The organism is Psychrobacter proteolyticus, assembly GCF_038155145.1.
In the GTDB taxonomy this organism is placed as follows: Bacteria; Pseudomonadota; Gammaproteobacteria; order Pseudomonadales; family Moraxellaceae; genus Psychrobacter; species Psychrobacter proteolyticus_B.
The window spans coordinates 224,788-247,201 of sequence record NZ_JBAKAY010000005.1 but is presented as its reverse complement, the minus strand read 5'-3'; the positions used below and the strand labels follow the sequence as shown (position 1 = coordinate 247,201).

17 protein-coding genes are annotated in these 22,414 nt (G+C 41.0%); 4 read left to right on the top strand and 13 right to left on the bottom strand.

Translation table 11 applies throughout. From position 1 onward, the window contains the following. Positions 1-19: 19 nt before the first annotated feature. From dprA to fmt, 5 genes are all read right to left on the bottom strand, one after another. The gene (gene dprA, locus V6252_RS08370) at positions 20-1,264 is read right to left on the bottom strand and encodes a DNA-processing protein DprA (protein ID WP_341610097.1); all 1,245 of its coding nucleotides are present in this window, start codon (positions 1,262-1,264) and stop codon (positions 20-22) included. A gap of 75 nt (positions 1,265-1,339) precedes the next feature. Continuing rightward, positions 1,340-2,437, bottom strand: coding sequence for a LysM peptidoglycan-binding domain-containing protein (locus V6252_RS08365; RefSeq protein WP_425355869.1), 1,098 nt, complete (start codon positions 2,435-2,437; stop codon positions 1,340-1,342). A gap of 325 nt (positions 2,438-2,762) precedes the next feature. Next, positions 2,763-4,184, bottom strand: coding sequence for a threonine synthase (gene thrC / locus V6252_RS08360; protein WP_341610060.1), 1,422 nt, complete (start codon positions 4,182-4,184; stop codon positions 2,763-2,765). 46 nt (positions 4,185-4,230) lie between these two features. Further along, the gene (locus V6252_RS08355) at positions 4,231-5,814 is read right to left on the bottom strand and encodes a transcription antitermination factor NusB (protein ID WP_341610059.1); all 1,584 of its coding nucleotides are present in this window, start codon (positions 5,812-5,814) and stop codon (positions 4,231-4,233) included. Positions 5,815-5,879: 65 nt separating this feature from the next. Beyond that, positions 5,880-6,950 (bottom strand): methionyl-tRNA formyltransferase, encoded by a 1,071-nt coding sequence (gene fmt / locus V6252_RS08350; protein WP_341610058.1) that lies wholly within the window; start codon positions 6,948-6,950, stop codon positions 5,880-5,882. Positions 6,951-7,276: 326 nt separating this feature from the next. On the opposite strand from fmt, the gene V6252_RS08345 reads away from it, so the two are divergent. Beyond that, positions 7,277-10,030, top strand: coding sequence for a response regulator (locus V6252_RS08345; protein ID WP_341610057.1), 2,754 nt, complete (start codon positions 7,277-7,279; stop codon positions 10,028-10,030). Positions 10,031-10,135: 105 nt separating this feature from the next. Here V6252_RS08345 and V6252_RS08340 read toward each other — a convergent pair whose 3' ends face one another. The 8 genes from V6252_RS08340 to rpmH form a co-directional block, all read right to left on the bottom strand. Further along, positions 10,136-10,810 (bottom strand): riboflavin synthase, encoded by a 675-nt coding sequence (locus V6252_RS08340; RefSeq protein ID WP_341610056.1) that lies wholly within the window; start codon positions 10,808-10,810, stop codon positions 10,136-10,138. A 432-nt stretch (positions 10,811-11,242) separates the two neighbouring features. Next, positions 11,243-12,298 carry a bifunctional diaminohydroxyphosphoribosylaminopyrimidine deaminase/5-amino-6-(5-phosphoribosylamino)uracil reductase RibD gene (gene ribD, locus V6252_RS08335; RefSeq protein WP_341610055.1) on the bottom strand — a complete coding sequence of 352 codons (1,056 nt, stop codon included), beginning with the start codon at positions 12,296-12,298 and terminating at the stop codon, positions 11,243-11,245. A gap of 113 nt (positions 12,299-12,411) precedes the next feature. Next, positions 12,412-12,870 (bottom strand): transcriptional regulator NrdR, encoded by a 459-nt coding sequence (gene nrdR, locus V6252_RS08330; protein WP_057762240.1) that lies wholly within the window; start codon positions 12,868-12,870, stop codon positions 12,412-12,414. 86 nt (positions 12,871-12,956) lie between these two features. After that, positions 12,957-14,345 (bottom strand): tRNA uridine-5-carboxymethylaminomethyl(34) synthesis GTPase MnmE, encoded by a 1,389-nt coding sequence (gene mnmE / locus V6252_RS08325; protein WP_341610096.1) that lies wholly within the window; start codon positions 14,343-14,345, stop codon positions 12,957-12,959. A 281-nt stretch (positions 14,346-14,626) separates the two neighbouring features. Next, entirely contained in the window at positions 14,627-16,309 is a 1,683-nt protein-coding gene (gene yidC, locus V6252_RS08320; protein ID WP_341610054.1) for a membrane protein insertase YidC, read from the bottom strand. A gap of 215 nt (positions 16,310-16,524) precedes the next feature. Then, positions 16,525-16,905, bottom strand: a complete 381-nt coding sequence (gene yidD / locus V6252_RS08315) for a membrane protein insertion efficiency factor YidD (protein ID WP_341610053.1) — start codon at positions 16,903-16,905, stop codon at positions 16,525-16,527. Position 16,906: 1 nt separating this feature from the next. Continuing rightward, positions 16,907-17,278 (bottom strand): ribonuclease P protein component, encoded by a 372-nt coding sequence (rnpA, locus tag V6252_RS08310; protein ID WP_341610052.1) that lies wholly within the window; start codon positions 17,276-17,278, stop codon positions 16,907-16,909. 179 nt (positions 17,279-17,457) lie between these two features. Continuing rightward, positions 17,458-17,592 (bottom strand): 50S ribosomal protein L34, encoded by a 135-nt coding sequence (gene rpmH / locus V6252_RS08305; RefSeq protein WP_007394757.1) that lies wholly within the window; start codon positions 17,590-17,592, stop codon positions 17,458-17,460. A 590-nt stretch (positions 17,593-18,182) separates the two neighbouring features. Here rpmH and dnaA point away from each other — a divergent pair. The 3 genes from dnaA (at position 18,183) to recF (ending at position 22,308) form a co-directional block, all read left to right on the top strand. Continuing rightward, positions 18,183-19,622 carry a chromosomal replication initiator protein DnaA gene (gene dnaA / locus V6252_RS08300; protein ID WP_298811051.1) on the top strand — a complete coding sequence of 480 codons (1,440 nt, stop codon included), beginning with the start codon at positions 18,183-18,185 and terminating at the stop codon, positions 19,620-19,622. Between the two features lie 160 nt (positions 19,623-19,782). Then, positions 19,783-20,958 (top strand): DNA polymerase III subunit beta, encoded by a 1,176-nt coding sequence (gene dnaN, locus V6252_RS08295; RefSeq protein ID WP_341610051.1) that lies wholly within the window; start codon positions 19,783-19,785, stop codon positions 20,956-20,958. A gap of 138 nt (positions 20,959-21,096) precedes the next feature. Next, the gene (gene recF, locus V6252_RS08290) at positions 21,097-22,308 is read left to right on the top strand and encodes a DNA replication/repair protein RecF (protein WP_341610050.1); all 1,212 of its coding nucleotides are present in this window, start codon (positions 21,097-21,099) and stop codon (positions 22,306-22,308) included. The last annotated feature ends 106 nt before the right edge of the window (positions 22,309-22,414 follow it).

The window sequence follows — 22,414 nt, the reverse complement described above, 5'->3', positions numbered from 1 at the left end:
AAGGAATATTTACGATACTTTAAACGCGCAAATATCGTCCACCTTGTTCGCTGATAAGACCCATTAACTCAAGCTCCATTAGCTGTCCAATCAACTGCGGCGGTGCAAGCTTGGTTGCACTAATAAGCGCATCTAAATCTTGCCCATGCCAGTCAAGCTGCTCATAGATTGCAGTTAAATGCTCAGGCACAACGACTGTGCTGCGCGCAGGTTTTATCTCAGAGGATGGTTGCTGGCTAGTAGATTTGATTGAGCTTGTCTCTATCGCTTCAGAAGTCTGAGTGATATTCGAGTGATTGCTATTGAAAGTAGTAGCGTTCGCTGTTCTATCAGCGCCCTTATCGTAATCAAGCTGACCATTGACGTCCTCTAGTACTTGCTGAGGATGATAAACCAAGGTCGCACCTTCACGTATTAAATGATGGCAACCCTCTGCATTACTGTTATCAATATGACTAGGAATAGCAAAGACCTGTTTGCCTTGTTCAGAGGTGAGACGTGCTGTGATAAGTGAGCCGCTTTTGATTGTCGCTTCCGTTACGATGGTCGCAAGACTCAGCCCAGCTACCAAACGATTGCGACGCGGAAAAGTATGTTTATGCGGCTGAGTGTGTGGTAATAGCTCACTAATAATGCAGCCACCTTGCTCAACAATTTGAGTAAATAACTGATCTCGATGATTGGGATAGTTCACATCGATCCCTGTACCCATTACACCAACCGTCCGTCCCTGATAGTCAGGGTCTGCCTGTGCTAATGCGCCTAAATGTGCGCGTTTATCCACACCCATAGCCAGACCGCTAGTAATGATATAGCCTGCTTGCGCTAAGTACTGCGCCATATCAAACGTGATTTTTTGCGCATGCGCGGTGGGTTTTCGGCTACCTACTATAGCGATTTGCGCTTGATGTAGGCGCGCGCTGTTCCCACGATAAAATAATAATGGCGGCGGGTCGTAGATTTGTGAGAGTTGGGTAGGATAATCGGCGTCATCAGCGAATAGCAAGCCATAACGCCCATCTATCAATGCTTGCTGAATCTTATCGATATTGGCGAGTGTTTGCTCTGGCTGTTCATGACGTTTGAGATGGGTGTGGTGAATACCTAGTTGCTTCCATGCCTCTACTTTAGCTTGCCAAGCAAGCTGCGGATAACCGAAAGAAGTGATCAGTTTGTGATAAGCAGATAATGACGCATTCACCTCGTACCACAGCGCTAAGATAGCGCGCTGATCGTCGGATAAAGAAGAGGTGACTGCCGTCATTGTCATCTGTCTCGTATAGGCAAGCTTAGATTAGTATTTAGTTTAATATATTGCTTAATAAAGCCTTATAGCTATTTATAAATAAGGGGGTGGTAATAACTGATCGCCAATATTAAGTGGTAGCTCAGAGTCTAGTACATAAGCATAGCTGATGTGGTCAAAGGTATTGAAAACCATTACCATACCGCTAGGCTCGTTTGGTAAACGTACTGGTGTGTCATTGTCTTTAGTATCACGTACCAAAGGTCCTTTTTGATAAACCGTCAGCACATCACCTGGCTTAGCACCTTGTAAGCTACCTAAATTGATGGCGACCACACTACCCTTCGCAGCCGAGCTGATAGAGTCCATCACACGTACGATCATACCGCCGCGACTGACACTTGCAGGCGTTGGATAAAAGACAGGAGGAATAGCGTTGTCTAACTCTACAAAGACGCGATCCCCTTCACGCACTTCTTTGCCATAGCTATCAATAAGCTGCAAGCTAGTCACACCATTACTTTCTGTAGAAGTTACTAGTCCTGTCGCTACCTGCGTAACTTCTAAACCCATCACTTCTTGCGTTTTAGGATCTACATATAGCTCACCCTCACGGTAGACGCCGTAACGCTGACCTACGATAAGCGGAACGCCTTTAGCATAGACTTTATCACCGCTCGCAGTAATCAAGTTACGGTTTTTAGAAGCCAAAATATAAGGCGTGGTATTAAAGTCTTGAGGATTAACGATAAGCGTTTTATCAAGCCAATGCTGAATAGCAGATAATGGAATAGGAGGAACACTGTTAGCCGTCGAGGTAAGAGCTACTCTACTTGTACTTACATTCCCAGTGAGCTGCTTTTCAACGCCAGCACAACCTTCACCTGTATCAACACCAATTAGCGTTTTACCTTGAATCACACAAAGGATAAGAACATCATTAGGGTAAATAAGGTTTGGATTTTTAATTTGTTTATTAGTAGCCCAAATTTCTTTCCAGCGCCAAGGGCTATCTAGATAACGACCTGAGATATCCCATAATGTATCGCCTTTTTTCACGATATAACGATTGGGTGCATCTGCCTTGATAGTAGGTGGTGGATTGTTTGCGTGGGCTGTGGTCATCAACATGGCACTACTAAACGTCGTAATTAATAGTGCTTTTGCTATCTTTTTTAAGCTCATCTTCATCGTTATATCCACAATATGTACCACTGTGCTTGTCATAAAGAACCGTACTTAACTTATCACTGTAAAAACACTCTAAATTAATAAAAATTTAACTATATCAGTAATTTATTAATAAAATTCTTATGAAAATTATAGGGTAACTGTTCAGTGTAATTGGCTAGAATAATTCCTAAAAAAGCGCCTAGCACGATGATGACTTGCTGACGCCGTTTCTAATATTACAATTATATCTACCATAACACAATCATAAACACTTTATTACAATGGTGTAACTTTCACGCGGATACTTTTCCTTGCTGATGATAAGCCTAAAGACTGTAATTACTTAAGCAGGGTTCGGTGCGACATGTTGACGGATTTGTTCAGCAACCAGTTCGGCCTTATTATCCAGTACCACTACGTGCTGTGATAAATCTTCTAACCCTTCAGTATGCGCTGGACGAGCGATATATATCTGACCAATAGCCTCAACAATAGTGTCCGCAAACTTAACGGGTAATGCTGTCTCTGCACAAACGATGATTTCGCCATCTAGCTGTAGCTCTTTTGCAACTTTAATTCCGTCTGCGGTATGTGGATCAACTAGCTCACCATACTGTTCATAAAGTGCTTTGATAGTCTGCAAGCGGTCGTTATGAGTAGATTTACCAGCAGCAAAGCCATAACGCGTATTAACCGCTTCCATCAACTCAGACAAGTCAAACCCTTTACCTGATTTTACGCCGTCAAATAACTCATGAACGCGTGTGCTGTCTTTTTCCAGTAGTAAATAAACAAAGCGCTCAAAGTTAGACGCTTTTGAAATATCCATCGACGGACTAGAAGTTACATAGGTTTTTTCAGTCGGACGCGGCTGATAAGCGCCTTGATTAAAAAAATCATTTAAAACGTCGTTTTCATTGGTTGCAACAATCAGACGCTCAATTGGTAGTCCCATTTCGCGAGCGATGTGACCGGCACAGATATTACCGAAGTTACCTGATGGTACGCTAAAACTGACTTTTTCATCGTTGCTCATCGTGACCGCAAAGTAAGCTTTAAAGTAATAAACAATCTGCGCTAGGATACGACCCCAGTTGATAGAGTTTACTGTGCCTAGATTATAAGCGGCTTTAAACTCAGCATCTTGCTGTAGCGCTTTGACGATGTCTTGACAGTCGTCAAACATCCCATCGATAGCAATGTTATGAATATTATCATCGGTCAAACTATACATCTGCGCACGCTGGAATTCACTCATTTTGCCATGCGGTGACAGCATAAAGACTTCGATATTTTCTTTGCCACGCAATGCATACTCTGCTGCACTACCCGTGTCACCACTGGTCGCACCAATGATCGTAATACGCGCGTCTTTTTTCTTAAGCACATACTCAAAGGCATTGCCCAAAAACTGCATGGCAACATCTTTAAATGCCAATGTCGGACCGTTTGATAATCCTAGAATATATAAATTGTCTTCGAGTTTGCGGACAGGAACAATCTCTTCAGAGCCAAACACCTTGGCGGTATAAGTACGCTCAATAATATCTTGCAAATCAGCTACAGGAATATCTGTCGCAAAACGCTGCATAATCGCCATCGCAAGCTGCGGATAGTTGAGCGTACGCCACTCATCAAGCGTTGCACTATCGATATTCGGATAATGCTCAGGCAACATCAAACCACCATCTGGGGCAAGACCCATCAAAAGCACATCACTAAAATCCATCGGCGCTGTCTGACCACGGGTACTGATATATTTCATTAGATTGTCCTGTCTACAATAATGTTATTCAATAGTTAAAAACAGTTTATTCAGCAGTTTTTTGTAGCAATGCATAATAAAAACCATCGCCACTCGCACTATCAATTGGTAAGCACTGACGACCGATTGCTTGTTCGATGCCCCAGTTACAATCGTCGGTAAACTCAATCACTACCGCATCATTATGATGAGTGATAAAGTCCTGCATTTGCTCAACGTTTTCTTGCTTTAAGATAGAACATGTCACATACAACAGATAACCACCAATCTTGAGTTGTGGCCATAGATTATGCAAGATGTCTGCTTGCAACAGTGCCGTTTGCTCGATGTCTTCTTCAGTACGCAGGATGCTGATATCTGGATGACGGCGAATCACGCCAGTCGCAGTACAAGGAGAATCTAATAGTATCGCATCAAATACCGGATCATTTGTCGCCGCTTTTTTATTTTTGCCATGCTGCCATCTGGTTGCATCTGCACAGACGATATTAAGTGCGACGCTTCTCTCTGCTTGCTGCAAATCATGCTGACTCAGATTCAAGCGCTGTAAATTCTCGCGAATACGCTCGATACGTGGTGCTTCATTATCAATAGCTGTTACCCTGATATCAGTAATCGCAGGTGACATTTCAGATGATATCTCATTATTGTCTTGTTTCACGTGAAACAACGATGATTCGTCGTTAGCGCTTATAAGCTCTAACCAATGAGCAAGCTTGCCACCAGGTGCCGCACAAGCATCTAGAATATGTATCTCATTATTCGTATTTTCCGTATCAGATTTTACAGCACTAAGCTTCGCCATTAATGCTTTATTGATAATCGGTGCAGCTAACTGAGCATGCATATCTTGCACGCTAGCCGTTCCTAAAGCGAAATCAGGCAAAGCGTTAACGGCAGTACTTTGATGTAGTCTAAGACCTTTGGTTGATAGCGTAGCAGCGGCAGACTCTGATGAGTTCGCTACCTTAAAGCCAGTCGTTAGCTCAACGATATCTGCATCAATCTCTGCGCCATCCAATGCATGCTGATAATCTTCTACTGAAGTCACGGCCGAGTTCACTCGTAAAAACATCGGGGCTGGTTGGCGCAAGCCTTGTGTCAGATCGTCATATTGCTCGCTCCAATCTTGCTTAAGCTGATAAGCGAGCCAATTCGGTAGACTATGCTTTTTATCGCATTTCTTACGGAATTTGCTTGGATTCTTGGCGACTTTACGCAAAATAGCATTCACCAAACCAGTCGAATGAGCAGACTCAATTTCTTTGGCTGCTTCAACGGTTTCATGAATTGCAGCATGGTCAGCCACTTCTAAATATAGCAACTGTACTAAGCCGACTTGAATGGTGGTACGCACTTCAACTTCGTCGATAGGGTTGTCTGCTAAGCTATCGAGCAAACGTGCCAGCGCATGCCATTGACGCAATGTCGTGAGCAGTAATGCATGAGCAAAGCCTTTATCGCCATCGTGCAGACTATTCAGTAACGGGTCAAGGACGCTTGAGAGCGACTGACCATTTTGAATAGCCAGTAAGGTACGAATCACACGCACGCGTACGCTGCCATTCATAATAAGATTGCTTGATGGTTTGAGCTTATTGTTTCTAGGCGCAGTACTGTTTTGTCTCATTAAATTTCATTTCCTTGACGTATGATCGATAGCGTCTTGTGCAAGTAGGTTAAATATAAGTAACGTTATTTTGTTTCTGACGTAAATTGATCGCCGTCATTTAATTGGTTGCCATGGCAAACTTGTTCAGCAGTCATCGGCTTACCACCCGCAAACTGTAAATGAGTAATGGCTAAAGTAGTGGCCGACGACTCGGTATCATTATCCTTACCACAAGCGACTAAGATCGCTTTTCGTCCGACACTGATAACCGTTCCAGCAGGTTTATTCGTTTGCTGCGATGTATTTACAGGTAAGCTAGCCAACACTTTGACGCGCTGCCCTGCTAGGAAAGTATAAGCACCCGGCCATGGTGTCAGCCCACGAATTTGGCGTTCAATAGCGGCAGCAGGCTGCGACCAATCAACTTCGCCTTCGGTTTTGACCAGCTTTTCAGCATAGTTGGCTTGACTATCATTTTGAGCAATAGCTTGAGCTTGATAAGCAGCTAAATCTTTTAACACCGTACTAATGGCTGTCGCACCAAGTGCAGCCATCTTATCATGTAGGCTAGCAGCGGTATCATCAGAGGCAATACTTTCGCTAACTTTATAAAGCATGTCACCCGTATCAAGACCTTTGTCCATCTGCATAATGGTAATGCCGGTCTCATCGTCTCCGGCCAAGAGTGCTCGATGGATAGGTGCAGCACCGCGCCAGCGTGGCAACAGTGAAGCGTGAATATTCAAGCAACCATGAGTAGGCGTCTCTAATACACCGATAGGTAGGATCAACCCGTAAGCGGCGACAATCATCACATCTGGTTGGTAGGTGCGCAGAGTTTGCCTAGCAGCTAGCCCTTCTGCACTAGACTTTTTAAAAGTGACTGGTTGCTCGACAGCGATATCATGTGCCAATGCAACTTCTTTTACCGCAGAGGCTGACAGTTTTTGACCACGACCTGCTTTACGATCGGGCTGCGTGTAAACAGCAACTATCTCTATATTCAGCGCTTCTTGCTGATTAATTAACGATTCAAGGCTAATAGCAGCGAATTCAGGTGTACCCGCAAATACTACCCTTAATCGGTTAGTAGTTGGGTTATCATGGTCAGTAAGCGAGTTAGATGTATCAAAGGTAGGAGCAGTTGTAGTCATAATCATGCATTATATAAGGTTTATTTGTTCATTATAGGTGAGTTTACGGCGCAGTGCCATGATTGTAATGACCTCACTTCATGATAACCAATGACATTATTTGCCTTTATAATATCAAGGACATCGAACGTTCTATTTATATCTTTTACAAAACAATTTGGTGTTAATAACCACTCTCTGTAAACAGTAAGCCGTTATTCTGCTATAAATAGAAGGTAGCACTAGAAATGTTAGACAATTCAACTGTCGTATAATTCATCTACTATATGTAGAAACTTAATTTTATTTCACTATATTCTTTCGTGTCGAGATAGGGCCACGCTTTCATGCAACAGTTTCAGTCCTTACAGCGCTTATTGATTTTTTATGCCTTGTCTCTCACGGTTATGTTGCTGCTGTACTATGTCACACTGTTTGATGGGATGAAAAAACATAGTGAACAACATAGCATAGATACTTTTTATTCCCTACAGCACAGTATTATTGAGCATGCAGCGCCTGTAGATAGTGAAATAAAAAAAATCTTAGAACAACCTACTTTTGATCACCTGAGTTATCAGCTGATTTTAATGATGCCTTCTGGGCAGACCTATATTCATCATAATACTCGTCCCAATGAATCTGCTTTTTCTACCGTTGCTTTCCCTACCATCGGTACATCAGCTTCTAGCAGCAGCGACCATAGCTCTTATACCGTCAATAGCAATGAACTAACAGGAATCATTAATCTAAAAAGCGGACATCAGGTTTATATCGTATTACGCCATGAACCTTTTGTTGTCGACTGGATATCTTACCGTTATTGGCTTCCTTTGATGGTTGCCATCGTACTATTCTTCATGGCATTGCTCTATATGCTTAATCGTCGAACCAACTGGGAACAATTACTGGTTTATACCGATAACTTGAGTAGCCGAGCAAAAGAATCTTATACGCCGCCACCGTTTCTACGAAAGAAATCTACTACCGAGTTCATGCTGTTAGGTCATGCGCTAAGTCGCGTCAGCTACCAACTACATAATGACTATCGGCGTATAACAACATTGACTCATCGACTAGAACGCTTGGTTGATCAGGCACCCTTACCGATGTTGATGAGTATACGACATGGTCAAATTAGTTTCTATAATCAGCGTTTTGAGCAAGTATTCACTCCTCCTACACAGAGAGAGCAGAGCTATGAGCTGACCGATTTCGTTGAAGGGAAAGATGAGGCCACTCAAATACTGTTAAAAACCATCTCAAGTTTACGCGTTACTCGCACGCTTATAGTATATGGCTTGGAAAACAAACAAGCCTACCAACTACACGTAACACCATGGTTCGGCGAACATGGGCAAGTTCACGGTTTTACTGTGATTTTTAATAATGTCGATGAGATTTTCCATCAATCTGAACAACTACAGCTGCACAACCAACAACTGCAATTACAAATTGATGAATCAAACGAAGCCCAAGCATTTATAGGTCGTAAGTTAAGGTTACCACTAGAGAAGATAATTGATTCGTTGGAACCCATCGACCCTTCAACATTGACAGCTCAAGGCAAAAAAACTCTAAATACATTAATTACAACCAGTCAAAGCATGTTGACTGTGCTCAATGAGACGCTAGCAACAGAGGAAGTTGAAGTCCGAAAAACACGTCTAAGTATAGAAACGGTTGATATTTATAAGGTTAGTAAAGAGGTTAGCAATTTAGTCACACAAGAAATAAGACAACAAGGGTTAGAATTGATCTATTTCTTTGCGCCGGACTGTCCTCGTTACATCGAAACTGATTACATTCGACTGCACCATATCCTATTAAATCTGTTGAAAAACGCTATTAGTTTTACAACATCAGGCTATGTCGCGCTCACTGTTGATCGTGTACCTGAAGATAAAGTAACGCGAATAATTAATCAGCCTTTAACTCCTAATAATGACACGACAATGCCTGCGCAGACATCTTATTGGATTCGGTTTAGCGTAAAAGACACTGGGGCAACTATTACGCCTGAGAGAAAAAATCAATTAGTCAATATCTTGAATCAAAGCAATCATGACTTAGTTGAAGACAGTAATATTGGCTTGAGTGATGCCAATAGCTTTGCTCAGTTACTCGGCGGTTTTATCGAACTAAGTAATACGGTGGATAAAGAGACGATATTTAGCCTCTACCTTCCTTATCCTCAGACCACTTATCAATCGGTATATCATCGTTGTTCGCAGCTGCCCCATATTCACCTTATCGCTGTCATCAATCAGCCTCTAGTTGCTGAACATTTACAACGTTTGTGCGAGTACTTAACAATATCCGTGACTATCTACAGCACTTTAGATAGAGCCACTGTACAGCAGCTAAAAAATAAATTAAAACAAGATGAGCAAACTGTCATTCCTGTCTTGTTATTAGATTATGAATACAGCGAATCCATCACCTTATCAGCTCATGCGAGCAACAAGTATAGCGAGCAATTAGAAGTGTTAAACGACCTAGTCGCTACGCCTTCACTACCGAAGATATTACTTAGCATGAAACTTGAAAGGCATATCCCTTCTACTTTACTAGGCCAATATGATGGATTTTTGACCAAACCCTTGGACGCAAGTTTATTACTTTCTGAACTGCTACGTTTAACCTTGTTTGCAAGGAAAACGCTAAACATACTGGTCAAACATCAATACGACAGTAGTCTATCTTTTGTAGAAGATATACCTAAGAAAGAAATCTTGTCTCCACTGATTTTGGTCGTAGAAGACAGTCCTACTAACCAAAAGATAGCCTGTAAGATGTTAAGTAAACTTGGTTATCGTAGTATTGTCGCAGAAGATGGACAGCAAGCACTTGAGAAACTCAAAAGCCAACGTGAAGAGATTTCTTTGATTTTGATGGACTGCCGAATGCCCGTTATGGATGGCTTACAAGCCACACAAGTGATTCGCTCGCAAGGTGATAAAATACCGATTGTGGCGCTAACTGCGAATAATACAGAAGAAGATCGCGAGGCTTGTATGCAAGTTGGTATGGACGAGTTTTTATCCAAACCTATTAGCAAAAAAGACTTAGAATCCGTTTTGCAGAGTTTTATACAATAAATCTCTAGTGCAAATAAAAAATACCCTATCGATATCACTTAATCAAAATAATATCGATAGGGTCAAAAACTTGGTACGAGGATGATATTTCGGTAAGCTTAATTGTTATTTCATAAACCCATTATTGGCCAAAAATGCTTCTGTGATTTGGCTTTGCGGGTTTGAAGCATTCATACCGCCAGATTGAGATTTATTTAATAGACGCTCTAGATAACGGGCAACGATATCTACTTCAATATTCACTTTGTTGCCTACTAACCAATGCTTAGCGATATTCGTCACTTGAGCAGTATGCGGAATGATATTTAGAGAAACAATATTGTCACGTACTAAATTGGTCGTCAGACTAATACCATCTACTGTGATAGAACCTTTGGTCGCTGTATAGTGCGCTAGCTCTTGCGGTATCTCAATCTCAATATAGATAGAACGAGCATCTTGTTGTAATTTACTAACGACCCCTACTCCATCTACATGACCAGCGACGATATGACCACCAAAACGAGTCGTCGGTAGCATAGCCTTTTCTAGATTGACGGTATGACCTGCTTTTAACCCTTCTAATGCTGTTCTAGCAATAGTTTCACGTGAGACATCAACAGAGTAGTAATTACTTCCGAGCTCCACCACAGTTAAACAAATACCATTTGATGCAATAGAATCGCCTAGCTTCACGTCACTGAAATCTAAGTCATCAGACTCTACTGTCAAACGTATATCACCGCCTGTGGCCTGCATAGATTTAACTTTTCCAACGCTTTCTATAATTCCAGTAAACATATTATCCTCATCTCATTACAGTATTGCCGTTATAGGCGATATGTTTTAGTTTATCAAATCAGCTATCAATTCTTTATCACAATTTGCTCAAATAGCTGACAGTGAAGCATCAATAGATTTGACCTTTAATAGGATAGATTGTGGATAAGTAAAGATAAATCAATAGAGATATAGCTAGAAGTCGCTATAAATACATAGTTATCCACAATCAATAAAAATTTCACATGAAACCTATTTATTTATGGATAAACTGTTAAGGTGTTGATTTATATAAATATTTATTAAAATAATCGAAATATAAACATCTTTTGTGTTTCATGTGAAACAAAGTTATGCACAGTTCCATGTGAAACACGTAAGTTAATAATTGATTTATCCATATTCTAAGCTTTTTTTTATAATTTGTGGACAATATGCTTATACAAAGAATATTTATAAAGGTAATAAGGTTAATTTGAGATCTGGGCCAAGCTGCTGATAATCTTCTATATCAAACCGTACCTGCTGAGCAAGGGACATAGGATTGAAATCAACCATTGGACGAGCGTCATCACCAAGTAAGCAAGGTGCTTGATATACGATTAACTCATCTACCAACTGTTGACTCAAAAAACTACCTGCAACGCTAGCACCTGCCTCCACCAACACGTCATAGCACTGGTGCTCACTAACCAGTTTCGCCAACAACGCCGACAAATCATCTTTATGCCAATAGATAGTATCTGGATGCCGGCACAGCTGATAATCAGACTGTAGACTGTGCTTTAAACGCTGACGCCTATCAAGTATGACTATTTTAGGATTAGGTATTTTCTCAGGTGGCACTTCCAATTGTCTTGAGCGCACATTGAGCTGCGGGTTATCAGTTATTACGGTTTCACTACCTGTAATAATCGCACCACTTTGTGCTCGTAGTTTTTGTACATCTTCGCGGGCAGCTGTCGAGGTAATCCACTTTGATTCACCAGATGCCATCGCTGTACGGCCATCTAAACTGGTCGCTATTTTCAATCGTACATAGGGCATTTTAGTGCGCATGGCTTTTAGAAACCCACGGTTTAGCGCCTCTGCCTGCTCTGTCAGGACACCGACTGTTACCTCAATGCCAGCTTGTTCTAATAGTTTCACACCGCGACCTGCGACCTGCGGATTTGGATCCAGACCTGCGATTACAACGCGCTTTACCTTAGCAGCAACCAGCGCCAACGCACATGGCGGCGTACGTCCCGTATGACTACATGGCTCTAATGTAACGTAAGCAGTTGCCCCTGCTACCTGTGTAACAGCCTCTTTCAGCGCAAACACTTCTGCATGTGGTTCGCCAGCTTTAGGGTGAAACCCTTGACCAACAATCTGCTCTGCCTGAACAATAACGCAGCCTACTGCAGGATTCGGTCTAGTAGTATACAAACCGCGCTTCGCTTGTTCGATAGCAAGCATCATAAAGTAGCGGTCTTGAGCATCTTGAGCATGGCTTTGAATAGACATAAGGCTAGGCTTAATAAATGATTGAGAGTTCTATATAAGAAAATAAGCTTTGAAAACTGATTGATAACTAGGAATCACTTATCAACTAGGGCTTACTTAAAAGCTTACTTCGCTTACTTTTCATTTGGACGAATATTGGCAATTTCTTGATGAAATGCATCGATATCTTGAAAGTCGCGATACACGCTAGCAAAGCGTACATAGGCGACATCATCCAAAGTTTTGAGTTCACTCATGATGATTTCACCCAAGACTTTACTACTGATTTCTCGCTCACCCATCTGCCTAACACGCTTTTCAATACGACTAATCATCGCCTCTTGTTCATCGATAGTGATAGGACGCTTTTGTAAGGGTAGTAAAATAGAACGGCGCAGCTTTTCATTATCGTAAGGTTCAATCTTGTTGCTTGATTTGATAATCCTTGGCATGACAACTTCTACCATCTCAAAAGTCGTGAAACGTTCTTGGCAGCTGTTACACGAACGGCGTCGACGCACTTGTGCCCCTTCCGCAGCAAGACGTGAGTCAATAACCTTGGTCTCTGACGCATTACAGTACGGACAGTGCATAGCATTTCCTTATTTTACGATTGAGAATAAGAGCAGTGTTTTTAAGATAGCTAATTTATTAAATAATAAAGAACACCGTTTATCAGTTATTTACCAATACAAAAGCTGCCGAATATCTTACCCAATAAGTCATCAGCACTAAACTCACCCGTAATTTCACCCAAACTCTGCTGCGCCTGACGTAAACTATCAGCAACCAATTCACCTGCTTCGAACACGGTTAATTGCTCATGCGCCTCTGCTAAGAAATTAGCAGTTCGTCTAAGCGCGTCGAGATGTCTGGTACGAGCGATTAAGCTATTCTCTGGTGGATGAAAGCCTACTTTCTCACATAGTGCTTCAACCAAATTATCGATACCAATACCTGTTTCACATGAAACATTAACTTGCTGATAGCCTCTGTTCTTGATTTCAGCTTGGGTCATAGCAGCACTTTCTTCTCTATCATTATCGCTCAATAAATCGCTCTTATTAGCAATAATTAGTAAGCGTTTAGCTTCCGGCAATTCACCAAATAACTGTTCAGCAAGCTGCAAAGGTGTGCTTTCCTCTTCAACATCGCGAGTTACATCATAGACCATCAGTAGCATATCAGCTTGAGTGATAGCAGTACGGGCACGCTCAATTCCGATACGCTCCACAGTGTCTTCTGTCTCGCGTAGGCCTGCCGTATCGGTCAGATGTAGTGTCAAACCATTGAGCACAACTGTCTCTTGCAGCGTATCACGTGTAGTACCAGCGACATCAGTCACGATAGCACGCTCTTGCCCTGCAAGGCGGTTGAGCAAGCTAGATTTACCTGCGTTTGGCCTACCTGCTAGCACAACATGGATACCATCGCGCAAAAGCTGACCTTGCTTTGCCGTTGCTAAAACTTGTTGTATCTTATCTTGCGTCTGCTCAAGCTTGCTTTGTATGACACCATCAGACAAAAAATCGACGTCTTCTTCGTCAGGGAAATCAATCGCTGCTTCAACATGTAAACGAAGATGAATGAGTTGTTCTAATAACTGGTTAATCTTCTGTGAAAACTCACCACTTAAAGAACGAATCGCACTACTGGCCGCGGCAGCACTGGTTGCATCAATCGCATCAGCGATCGCTTCTGCCTGCACCAAGTCCAACTTATCATTATCAAAGGCACGGTAAGAGAACTCTCCTGCACTCGCTTGCTTGGCACCTAGCTCAAAAACTCGTGCAAGCAACTGGTTTTGCAAAATAACACCACCATGCCCTTGTAGCTCAATAACGTCCTCACCTGTGAATGAATGCGGACCTTTGAAAAACAAGACCAATCCCTCATCAATGACAGTGCCATCAGCCTGATAAAAACGACAAAAGCTGGCCATTCGCGGCGTAAAAGCAGACTTACCTGTTAGAGCACATGCCATATCGTAAGCACGGCTGCCTGATAGACGTATGACACCCACACCCCCTCGCCCGAGCGGCGTTGCAATCGCAGCAATTGTGGCCAATCCAGATGTATTAGACTTTTCAGAAGAATTAGGTACGGCTAATGCTGTCTCTAAGGAATCCACAATGACTCTCAATGTTTAAAAGCTCCATTATAGACGTCTGGACTCATACTGACAAAGCAAACTTTGAAAGGTAGATGTATCAGATATATTTCCGTTTTAATACTTATAAACTGTGGATAATGTTGATAAGCTGTGGATAACATTTACCACTTATCCACCACCTATAAAAAAAACCACCGCTTGCGCGATGGTTTTTGGTGTTTCTGACAAAGAACTAATTAATCGACCACTTTTACCGTACGACGCTTTTGCTCTTCATCAACTTTTTTATTGACGATATATTGCTGAGTCATACTAAACAAGTTATTGACTGTCCAATATAGAACCAAACCTGCTGGGAAGAATAGCATGAATGCAGTAAAGATAATCGGCAAGAACTTCATGACTTTTGCTTGCATCGGATCTGCTGGCTGCGGGTTCAACTGCTGCTGTACAAACATCGACGCACCCATTAACAACGGCAAGATAAACCATGGATCCATCGCTGACAAATCTTGAATCCACAAAATCCATGGTGCATGACGCAGCTCAACACTCTCTACCAACACCCAATATAAAGCTAAGAAAATAGGCATCTGCATCAAGATCGGTAGACAACCCGCCATCGGATTGACTTTTTCTTCTTTGTATATCGCCATCATCTCTTGCGACATTTTCATACGATCATCGCCATGCTCTTCTTTAAGCACTTTGAGTCTCGGCGCAATGGCACGCATTTTAGCCATCGAGTAATAGCTCTTATTAGAGAACCACATCAAGGCAATTTTTACTAAGATAGTCAGTAAAATAATTGACCAACCCCAGTTACCAACAACCTTATGCACACCTTCCAAGATAGCAAACAAGACCTTTGATATTGGCCATAGCAGACCATAATCAACTGTTTTGTTAAGGCCTACCGCAACGTCTTTTAGCTCAGACTGAACTTTTGGACCTGCATACAGCGTTGCATTTAAAGTAACTTGTTTGTTTGGTGCTACGTTCACTGGTTGGCTATTAAAACCAATAAAGTAATCACTACCTGTTTCACGAGTGAAGAATTTGCCAGTGAAGTTTTCAGGTGTCCAAGCAGATACAAAGTAATGTTGTACGATACCAACCCAGCCTTTATCGCTAGTCGTCGTCAACTCACCATCACTAAAGTCACCAAATTTCAGCTTATTATAAGGATCATCCGGTGTACCCCAAGCGCCGCCTAGATAAGTCGCCATGCTCAGCGCGCCTTTATCAGACATACCAGGATCTTTACTATCATCACGCTTTAATTGCGCAAACATCTGACCTTGCCAAGCATTGGTAGACGCGTTTTGGATCTGATAGCTAATATCGATTGGATATTTGTTTTCAGTGAAAGTGAAAGTCTTGGTAATCGTCATGCCGTCTTTCTTATAAGTAAGCGGCACTGACAACGTTTGCTGTCCATCTTCCATCACATAGTTGTTAGCAGTATGGCTATAAGTCGCTCTACCTTCTGCTGTATCGATACCGTTCTGACCAATAAGTCCAGATTGAGCCACATACACACGGTTACTATTGTTTTCTAACAATACGAAAGGCTTATCGCTATCGAGCGTTGCGTCATACTGCTTGAGCGCAGCATAAACAATATCACCACCTTCTGGATTGATTTTTATATCATAGCGATCAGTTGTTACCGTGATTAGACCAGCGTTTTTCGCAGGAGTCGCTGTCACAGCACTATTATCCACAGGTAATGTCTGTACCGGGATATCACCTGCTGCACCAGTAGTAGAAGGAATGTCAGCACCTACCGAACTCGTAGTTTCTGGCACCGCATCTACAGCTGGAGCATCGGCATAATCATCTCGCCATGCCAAAATCAGCAGATAAGCGGTAATTAGCATCGCAATGATGATCATCACCCGAAATATCTTTTGCATAAACCTTTCCTAGATTAAAAAATTAGGGAATGAAAAATTAGGGCATGTGTCATGACTGTACTACACAGCTGTCCTGTCACATTGCAACTGCATTAGTAGTCATTTACATAAAATGTGCATCATTTTACTAAAAATCTGTCTCAAATGATACCAAGAGTGTGGATAACTTGTGGGTAACTCAACAGAGTATCTATCTGAGACTAGAGAAAGCTACCTTATGTTGATTTCATAAAATAATTGAGCTGTGAAACATAGCTAGTATTGTCTCGATAGACACCCAAACCTTGGGTATCAGTATTTGGTACATCAGTAAAAGATATATATTGATAGCTATAAGAAGCTAATGGTAATGGTACAAAGTCTATACCGTGCCCACCTAAAGGGTGACACCTGCCAAGACGTTTTAACAGCAACCAACTACCCTTATGAGCGCCATGCCATGTTAAAGCTTGTTTACCATAATTAGAGCATGTCGGATAATAGCGACAACGAGCAGGTATTATAGGACTAATTATTTTTTGATATAAAGTAATTAAATTAAAAAATACTTTATAAATAATTTTATTTAAAAATATTCTTCCAAATAAATAATTCATTTTATTTTTTTTCTATTTTTTTAAATATGTTTATTATTTGATTTTTTAATTCTTTATTATCTATATCTTTAACAGGTTTTTTAACAATAAAAACAATATCCTTATTTTCCATCTTAAAAGCTTTGGTACGGAACTCTTCACGCACATATCTTTTGATTAGATTACGAGCGACAGCAGTAGGTACTTTACGCTTGGTAATAGCCATACCGACTCGCGGCTGTGCATGCTCGTTGGCGCGTACAAAAGCCATTAAATGACTCTGATGAATCTTGCGCTCAGGTGCGTCAAATACCTCACGAAAGGCTGCAGGAGTAAGCAGGCGTTGCTGTTTAGTGAAACTAGCTGCAGGTGTATCTGATAGAGTATTGGACATAGTACAACCTAGTAGAATAACGATAGGAGAAATAATAACAAATTATAGAGACAAAAAAAGCGCCGATGCGGGCGCTTTTAATATATGGCTAAGTGTCAGTTGTGATGATTGACTATCGCAATCTATAAACAATAGGAACACAACAAGCACTATTAGCCATGCTTATCGCAATCTACTGATTATACAGTAAGGCGATGACGTCCTTTAGCGCGGCGACGAGCTAAGACCTGACGGCCTTTTTTAGTTGCCATACGAGCACGGAAACCGTGAGTACGTTTACGCTTGATCACGCTTGGTTGGAATGTACGTTTCATAACTCACCTATCAAAATAATGGACTAAATTCGTAATAACGGAGGATTATACCATTCAGTATAGTTTTGGTCAATAAACTAATTTGCTTTGTCCCTAAATAGGAAATACCTCATACAAATCTAGTAAAGATATTTCCTTAAAACCTATTTCTAGTTAACCAAATTTTATAGTTATATATTCTATAATTTACAAAGTTATCCACAGGTTGGCTCAAACACTATAATAATAATTAATTAATATAAATATAGTATTGTTGTTATTGGGACCATGATTATCTGTGGTTAAGTCTATTTTCCTTTTTATTATCAATTTACTAGGCTATGGGTAAGCCTGTGGATAAACTGTGGGTTAAATATGGATAACTAGGTTATGAAAGTTATGCACAAAACTGTCCACAGTCTTATCCACAAAAAACAAGGTTTTATCCACAGGGTATCTGTGTTAAATTAGGCGCTACTTAATATACACCTTCGTATAGGATATCAGTACGAACGCTTTGGTTAGTTGTTACGTGTAATATCGAGGCTTAGGTAGCAATTTATATTGCTAAAAAATAACTATTATTTCAGATTACAAGGTCAGTACTTTTCATGATAGACACAGCAAATATTTGGGATAAATGTCTAAACGATTTGCGTTATAACGTCAAAGACAACGTGTTTACTATGTGGCTGAGACCTCTGTCAGCTCATCAAGAAGCACAAACTTTGATTATTCTTGCTCCCAATGATTATTTTGTGACGTATATCAAGAAGAATCATCTTCAAGATATTCAGCAGTTGGTGACCAAACACAGTCAAGGTAGTATTGAAGAGGTCGTCGTACGTGTTGATAATGCTGGCCGCAATGCAGAAGATAACAGTCAATCAGGTTCTTTGTTTGTAGAAGACAACGTCTCCCCTACCCCATCCGAACATAAATTTGAATCTATTCATCATAACAACGCAAAAGCAGATATCGACGCGAACATGCGTCATAATGAGCCAGTTGAGTCTGCTGATACAAAATCATTAAGCTATCTGAACCCCGACTTTACTTTTGAAACCTTTGTTACAGGTAAGTCCAATAACTTGGCTTACAAGGCTTGTTATGAGCTTGGTAAGCGCCAATCAAAAAATCGTCACAATCCTTTATTTATATACGGTCCTTCTGGATTGGGAAAAACGCATTTAATGCATTCTGTAGCTCATCGCTATTTAAAAAATAATCAAAGTTTTTATTATTTCACTTCAGAAAAATTTATAAATCAATTAGTTTATTCATTAAGAAATAATAAAATAGAAGATTTTAAGAAGAAAATAAAAAAAGTAGATTTATTGATTGTAGATGATATTCACGTATTGGCAGGAAAGACTAAAAGTAGTAATGAGTTTCTAACATTATTTGCAGATTTTACTAGTGGTGATAAACAACTTATTTTAGCCTCTGATCGACATCCCTCCCAAATGACGGAATTTGATGAACGATTTAGATCGCGGTTTTCTTGGGGGTTGACAGTCGCTGTTGATCCTCCTGAGATTGATACTCGAGTACAAATTCTGCAGAAAAAAGCAGCCTCCTACGGTATGGTATTACCAAAGGAATGTGCGCTATTCATTGCGCAAAATGTGGTGTCTAATGTCAGACGTTTAGAAGGTGCCTTAAATCAAGTGTTTGCCAATGCTAACTTAACAGGGGCACAGATTACTCTTGAAATGGTGCAATATGCGCTAAAAGACATCGTCGCGATGCGTGTGCAAGCAGTAAATATGGATAACATTCGTAAGATAGTTGCTGAGTACTATGATGTCACGGTCAAAGATATTATGGGGCGTAAACGTACGCGTAGTATTGCAAGACCACGTCAAATAGCGATGGCTTTGTCGCGTGAATTAACAGGCGATAGCTTTCCTGAAATTGGTCAGTCGTTCGGTGGACGCGACCATACGACGGTGATGCACGCTTGCGATAAAGTAAATGAGTTAAGAGCAGCAGATCCTGCATTTGATAAGGATTATAAAACCCTAGCTCTGATGTTACAGGCAGGATAAAAGCGTTAGATATCGTTGTATTCTAGTAGATACAGATGGTTTATAATATCGAAAATATAGGTGAACAGATGCTCTGTAGATTATCGTCAGCAGACAAGGTATTATTGAGTCATTACGACAAATTTTTATAAAAGAATCATTCAAATAAGAGTAACTAAGCATGCAATTATCGATCAATCGAGAATCGTTACTAAAAGCTATCAACTTGATCGCCAAAGCCGCTGATAAACGCCACAATATGGTCATATTGGGTAATATCAAGCTACAGCTATCAGAATCTGAGCTTATCTTAACAGCGTCAGATTTAGAGGTAGAGCTGACATCGACATTGAAATTGTCTGCTGGTGCTTGTGTAGAAGCAGGTACAACGACACTTCCTGCAACCAAGCTAAAAGATATTTGTAAATCGCTACCTGCACAGGCGCAAGTTAATCTAGCAACTCAAGCAAATGAGCGTTGCTTGTTAACTAGTGGTAAGAGTCGTTTTACATTAGGAACATTGCCAAGCGAAGACTATCCGAGCTTGGGTAACCCTGAAAATATCACACCTCTGACTATTAGCCGTAATCGTCTGACAGATTTGATTCACAAAACACAGTTTGCAATGGCGATTCAAGATGTACGCTACTACTTAACAGGTATGTTATTTGACGTTTCACAGCAGCAACTGACAACGGTAGCAACAGATGGTCATAGATTGGCATTAGCCCGTAGTGTGATCAATGTAAGTGCAGATCTCAATATGCAGGCTATCTTGCCGCGTAAGGCAGTGATTGAGCTTGAGCGTTTAGCTTCTGAGCTTGGTAAAATGTTGGGTGATCAGGACAACGCAGTTACCCTAAGTTTTGGCCGAGAGTTTTTACAAGTAAGCTTACCATTTGGTGATGTAGATAGTGCAGGGCAGGTCAGCCAAGATCTAATGGTAACATTTACCGCACGTTTGATTGATGGCAAGTTCCCTGATTATCGCCGTGTAATGCCGAGTAATACTGATAAATTGGCTTTATTCAGTCAGGAAAAAATGACGGACGTATTACGCCGCGTTGCCATTTTGAGTAATGAAAAATCTCGTGGTGTGGTCTTTAATTTTGCTAGCGATGGTATGGTCGAAGTACGTGCTAATAATGCTGAGCAGGATGAAGCAGTTGAAATAATACAAGCTAAGTATCAAGGCGAGCCGATGGAGCTGTCATTTAACGCTGCTTATCTGCAAGATGTATTAAGCGTTATCCAAGGCGATTTACAAATGCATATGAGCCAATCGAATGCCTCTGTATTGGTCAATCAACTAAATGATGAGTTCCATCAGTATGTCATTATGCCAATGCGTATATAATGCGTTTTTCTTTAGAAACAAACAAAATTGAATAGAAATAGTACGTTTCAAAGAGCTTTATTTTCAGTACTATATATTGATTTTTAATAAACTTTTGCCTGCTAAATAAGCAGGCTTTAATGGGCGGCTATCGATACTATGATTGAACGTCTACAAATATCCTATCTTAGAAACCTTACTCAAATTAGTCTAGAGCCTGCTGCTTGCAACATTATTATCGGTGCAAATGGTAGTGGTAAAACCTCGTTGCTCGAAGCTATATTCTTGTTATCAAGAGGTAAGAGCTTTCGCCATCACCAGCCAAAACGTTATATCCAACATCATCAAAATAACACGACCGTCCATGCTAATCTAAATGATGGTCGTACTTTAGCTATTCAAAAGAAAGCAGATGCGACGACTATCTTACGCCTCAATCAAACCACTGTTTACAACCAAAGTATCTTGACAGAACAGCTACCTACGTTACTGATAGATCCATCGACAATGGATATGTTAGAGCAGGGAAGTGCGAGTCGTCGTCAGCTGTTAGATTGGCTAGTGTTTCACATGAAACAAGGGTTTCATCCACAATGGATGGCTTATCAACGCCTACTGAAACAGCGCAATAGTTTGCTAAAGAGCGCTCGTCATTTAACACAAGTACAGCTTTCTGAGCTGAAATCATGGGATAAAGGGTTGAGTAACCATGCTGCTTTGATTCATCATTATCGCGAGCAAGTATTTACTGAATGGCAGCCTTATTTTGCCAAGAGTATCGTACAGCTATTGCCTTCTTACGCTGAGCAACTGAGCCTGAGCTATAACGCTGGTTATGACACCAGTGTCGCGCTAGATGTGCAGCTTAATGAGCGGTTAGAGCAGGATTTGCAATTTGGATATACTCGTATAGGCAATCATCGTGCTGATATTCATGTGCATTGGCGTTCTAATGAGTCTGTAAACGATCAAACGACAGATGCGAGAACAGCAGCTTCAGCAAATAGTATCCAAACCAAATTACCGACTTTAAAAGAGCAGGCAGCAAATGTATTGTCTCGCGGTGAAAAGAAACTGCTCATTACTGCACTGCGCCTATCGCAGCTACCACTGTTGCTAAACGATGAAGAGCGCAGTGACTCACTCAATGATGATTTATCATCGAGAGCGACACCTGTTGTGCTTCTAGATGATATCACTGCAGAATTGGATGATAGAGCTATAGAAATACTGCTATCGACCCTAGCTAAACTCCCTTGCCAAGTATTTATGACAAGTCTAACAGACGATATTTTACCTTTAGTTAATAAACTTTGGTCACAGCCGAATACGTTTCACGTGAAACAAGGTAAAATCTCATTTACTAACTAATATTTCATTCTTCTGTTTATACTTTTGACGATAACCCATCTACTTTAACTTCTCATTACTCAGTACACTAGCCACTACTATTTGTCCTAACCGTTACTATGTTAAG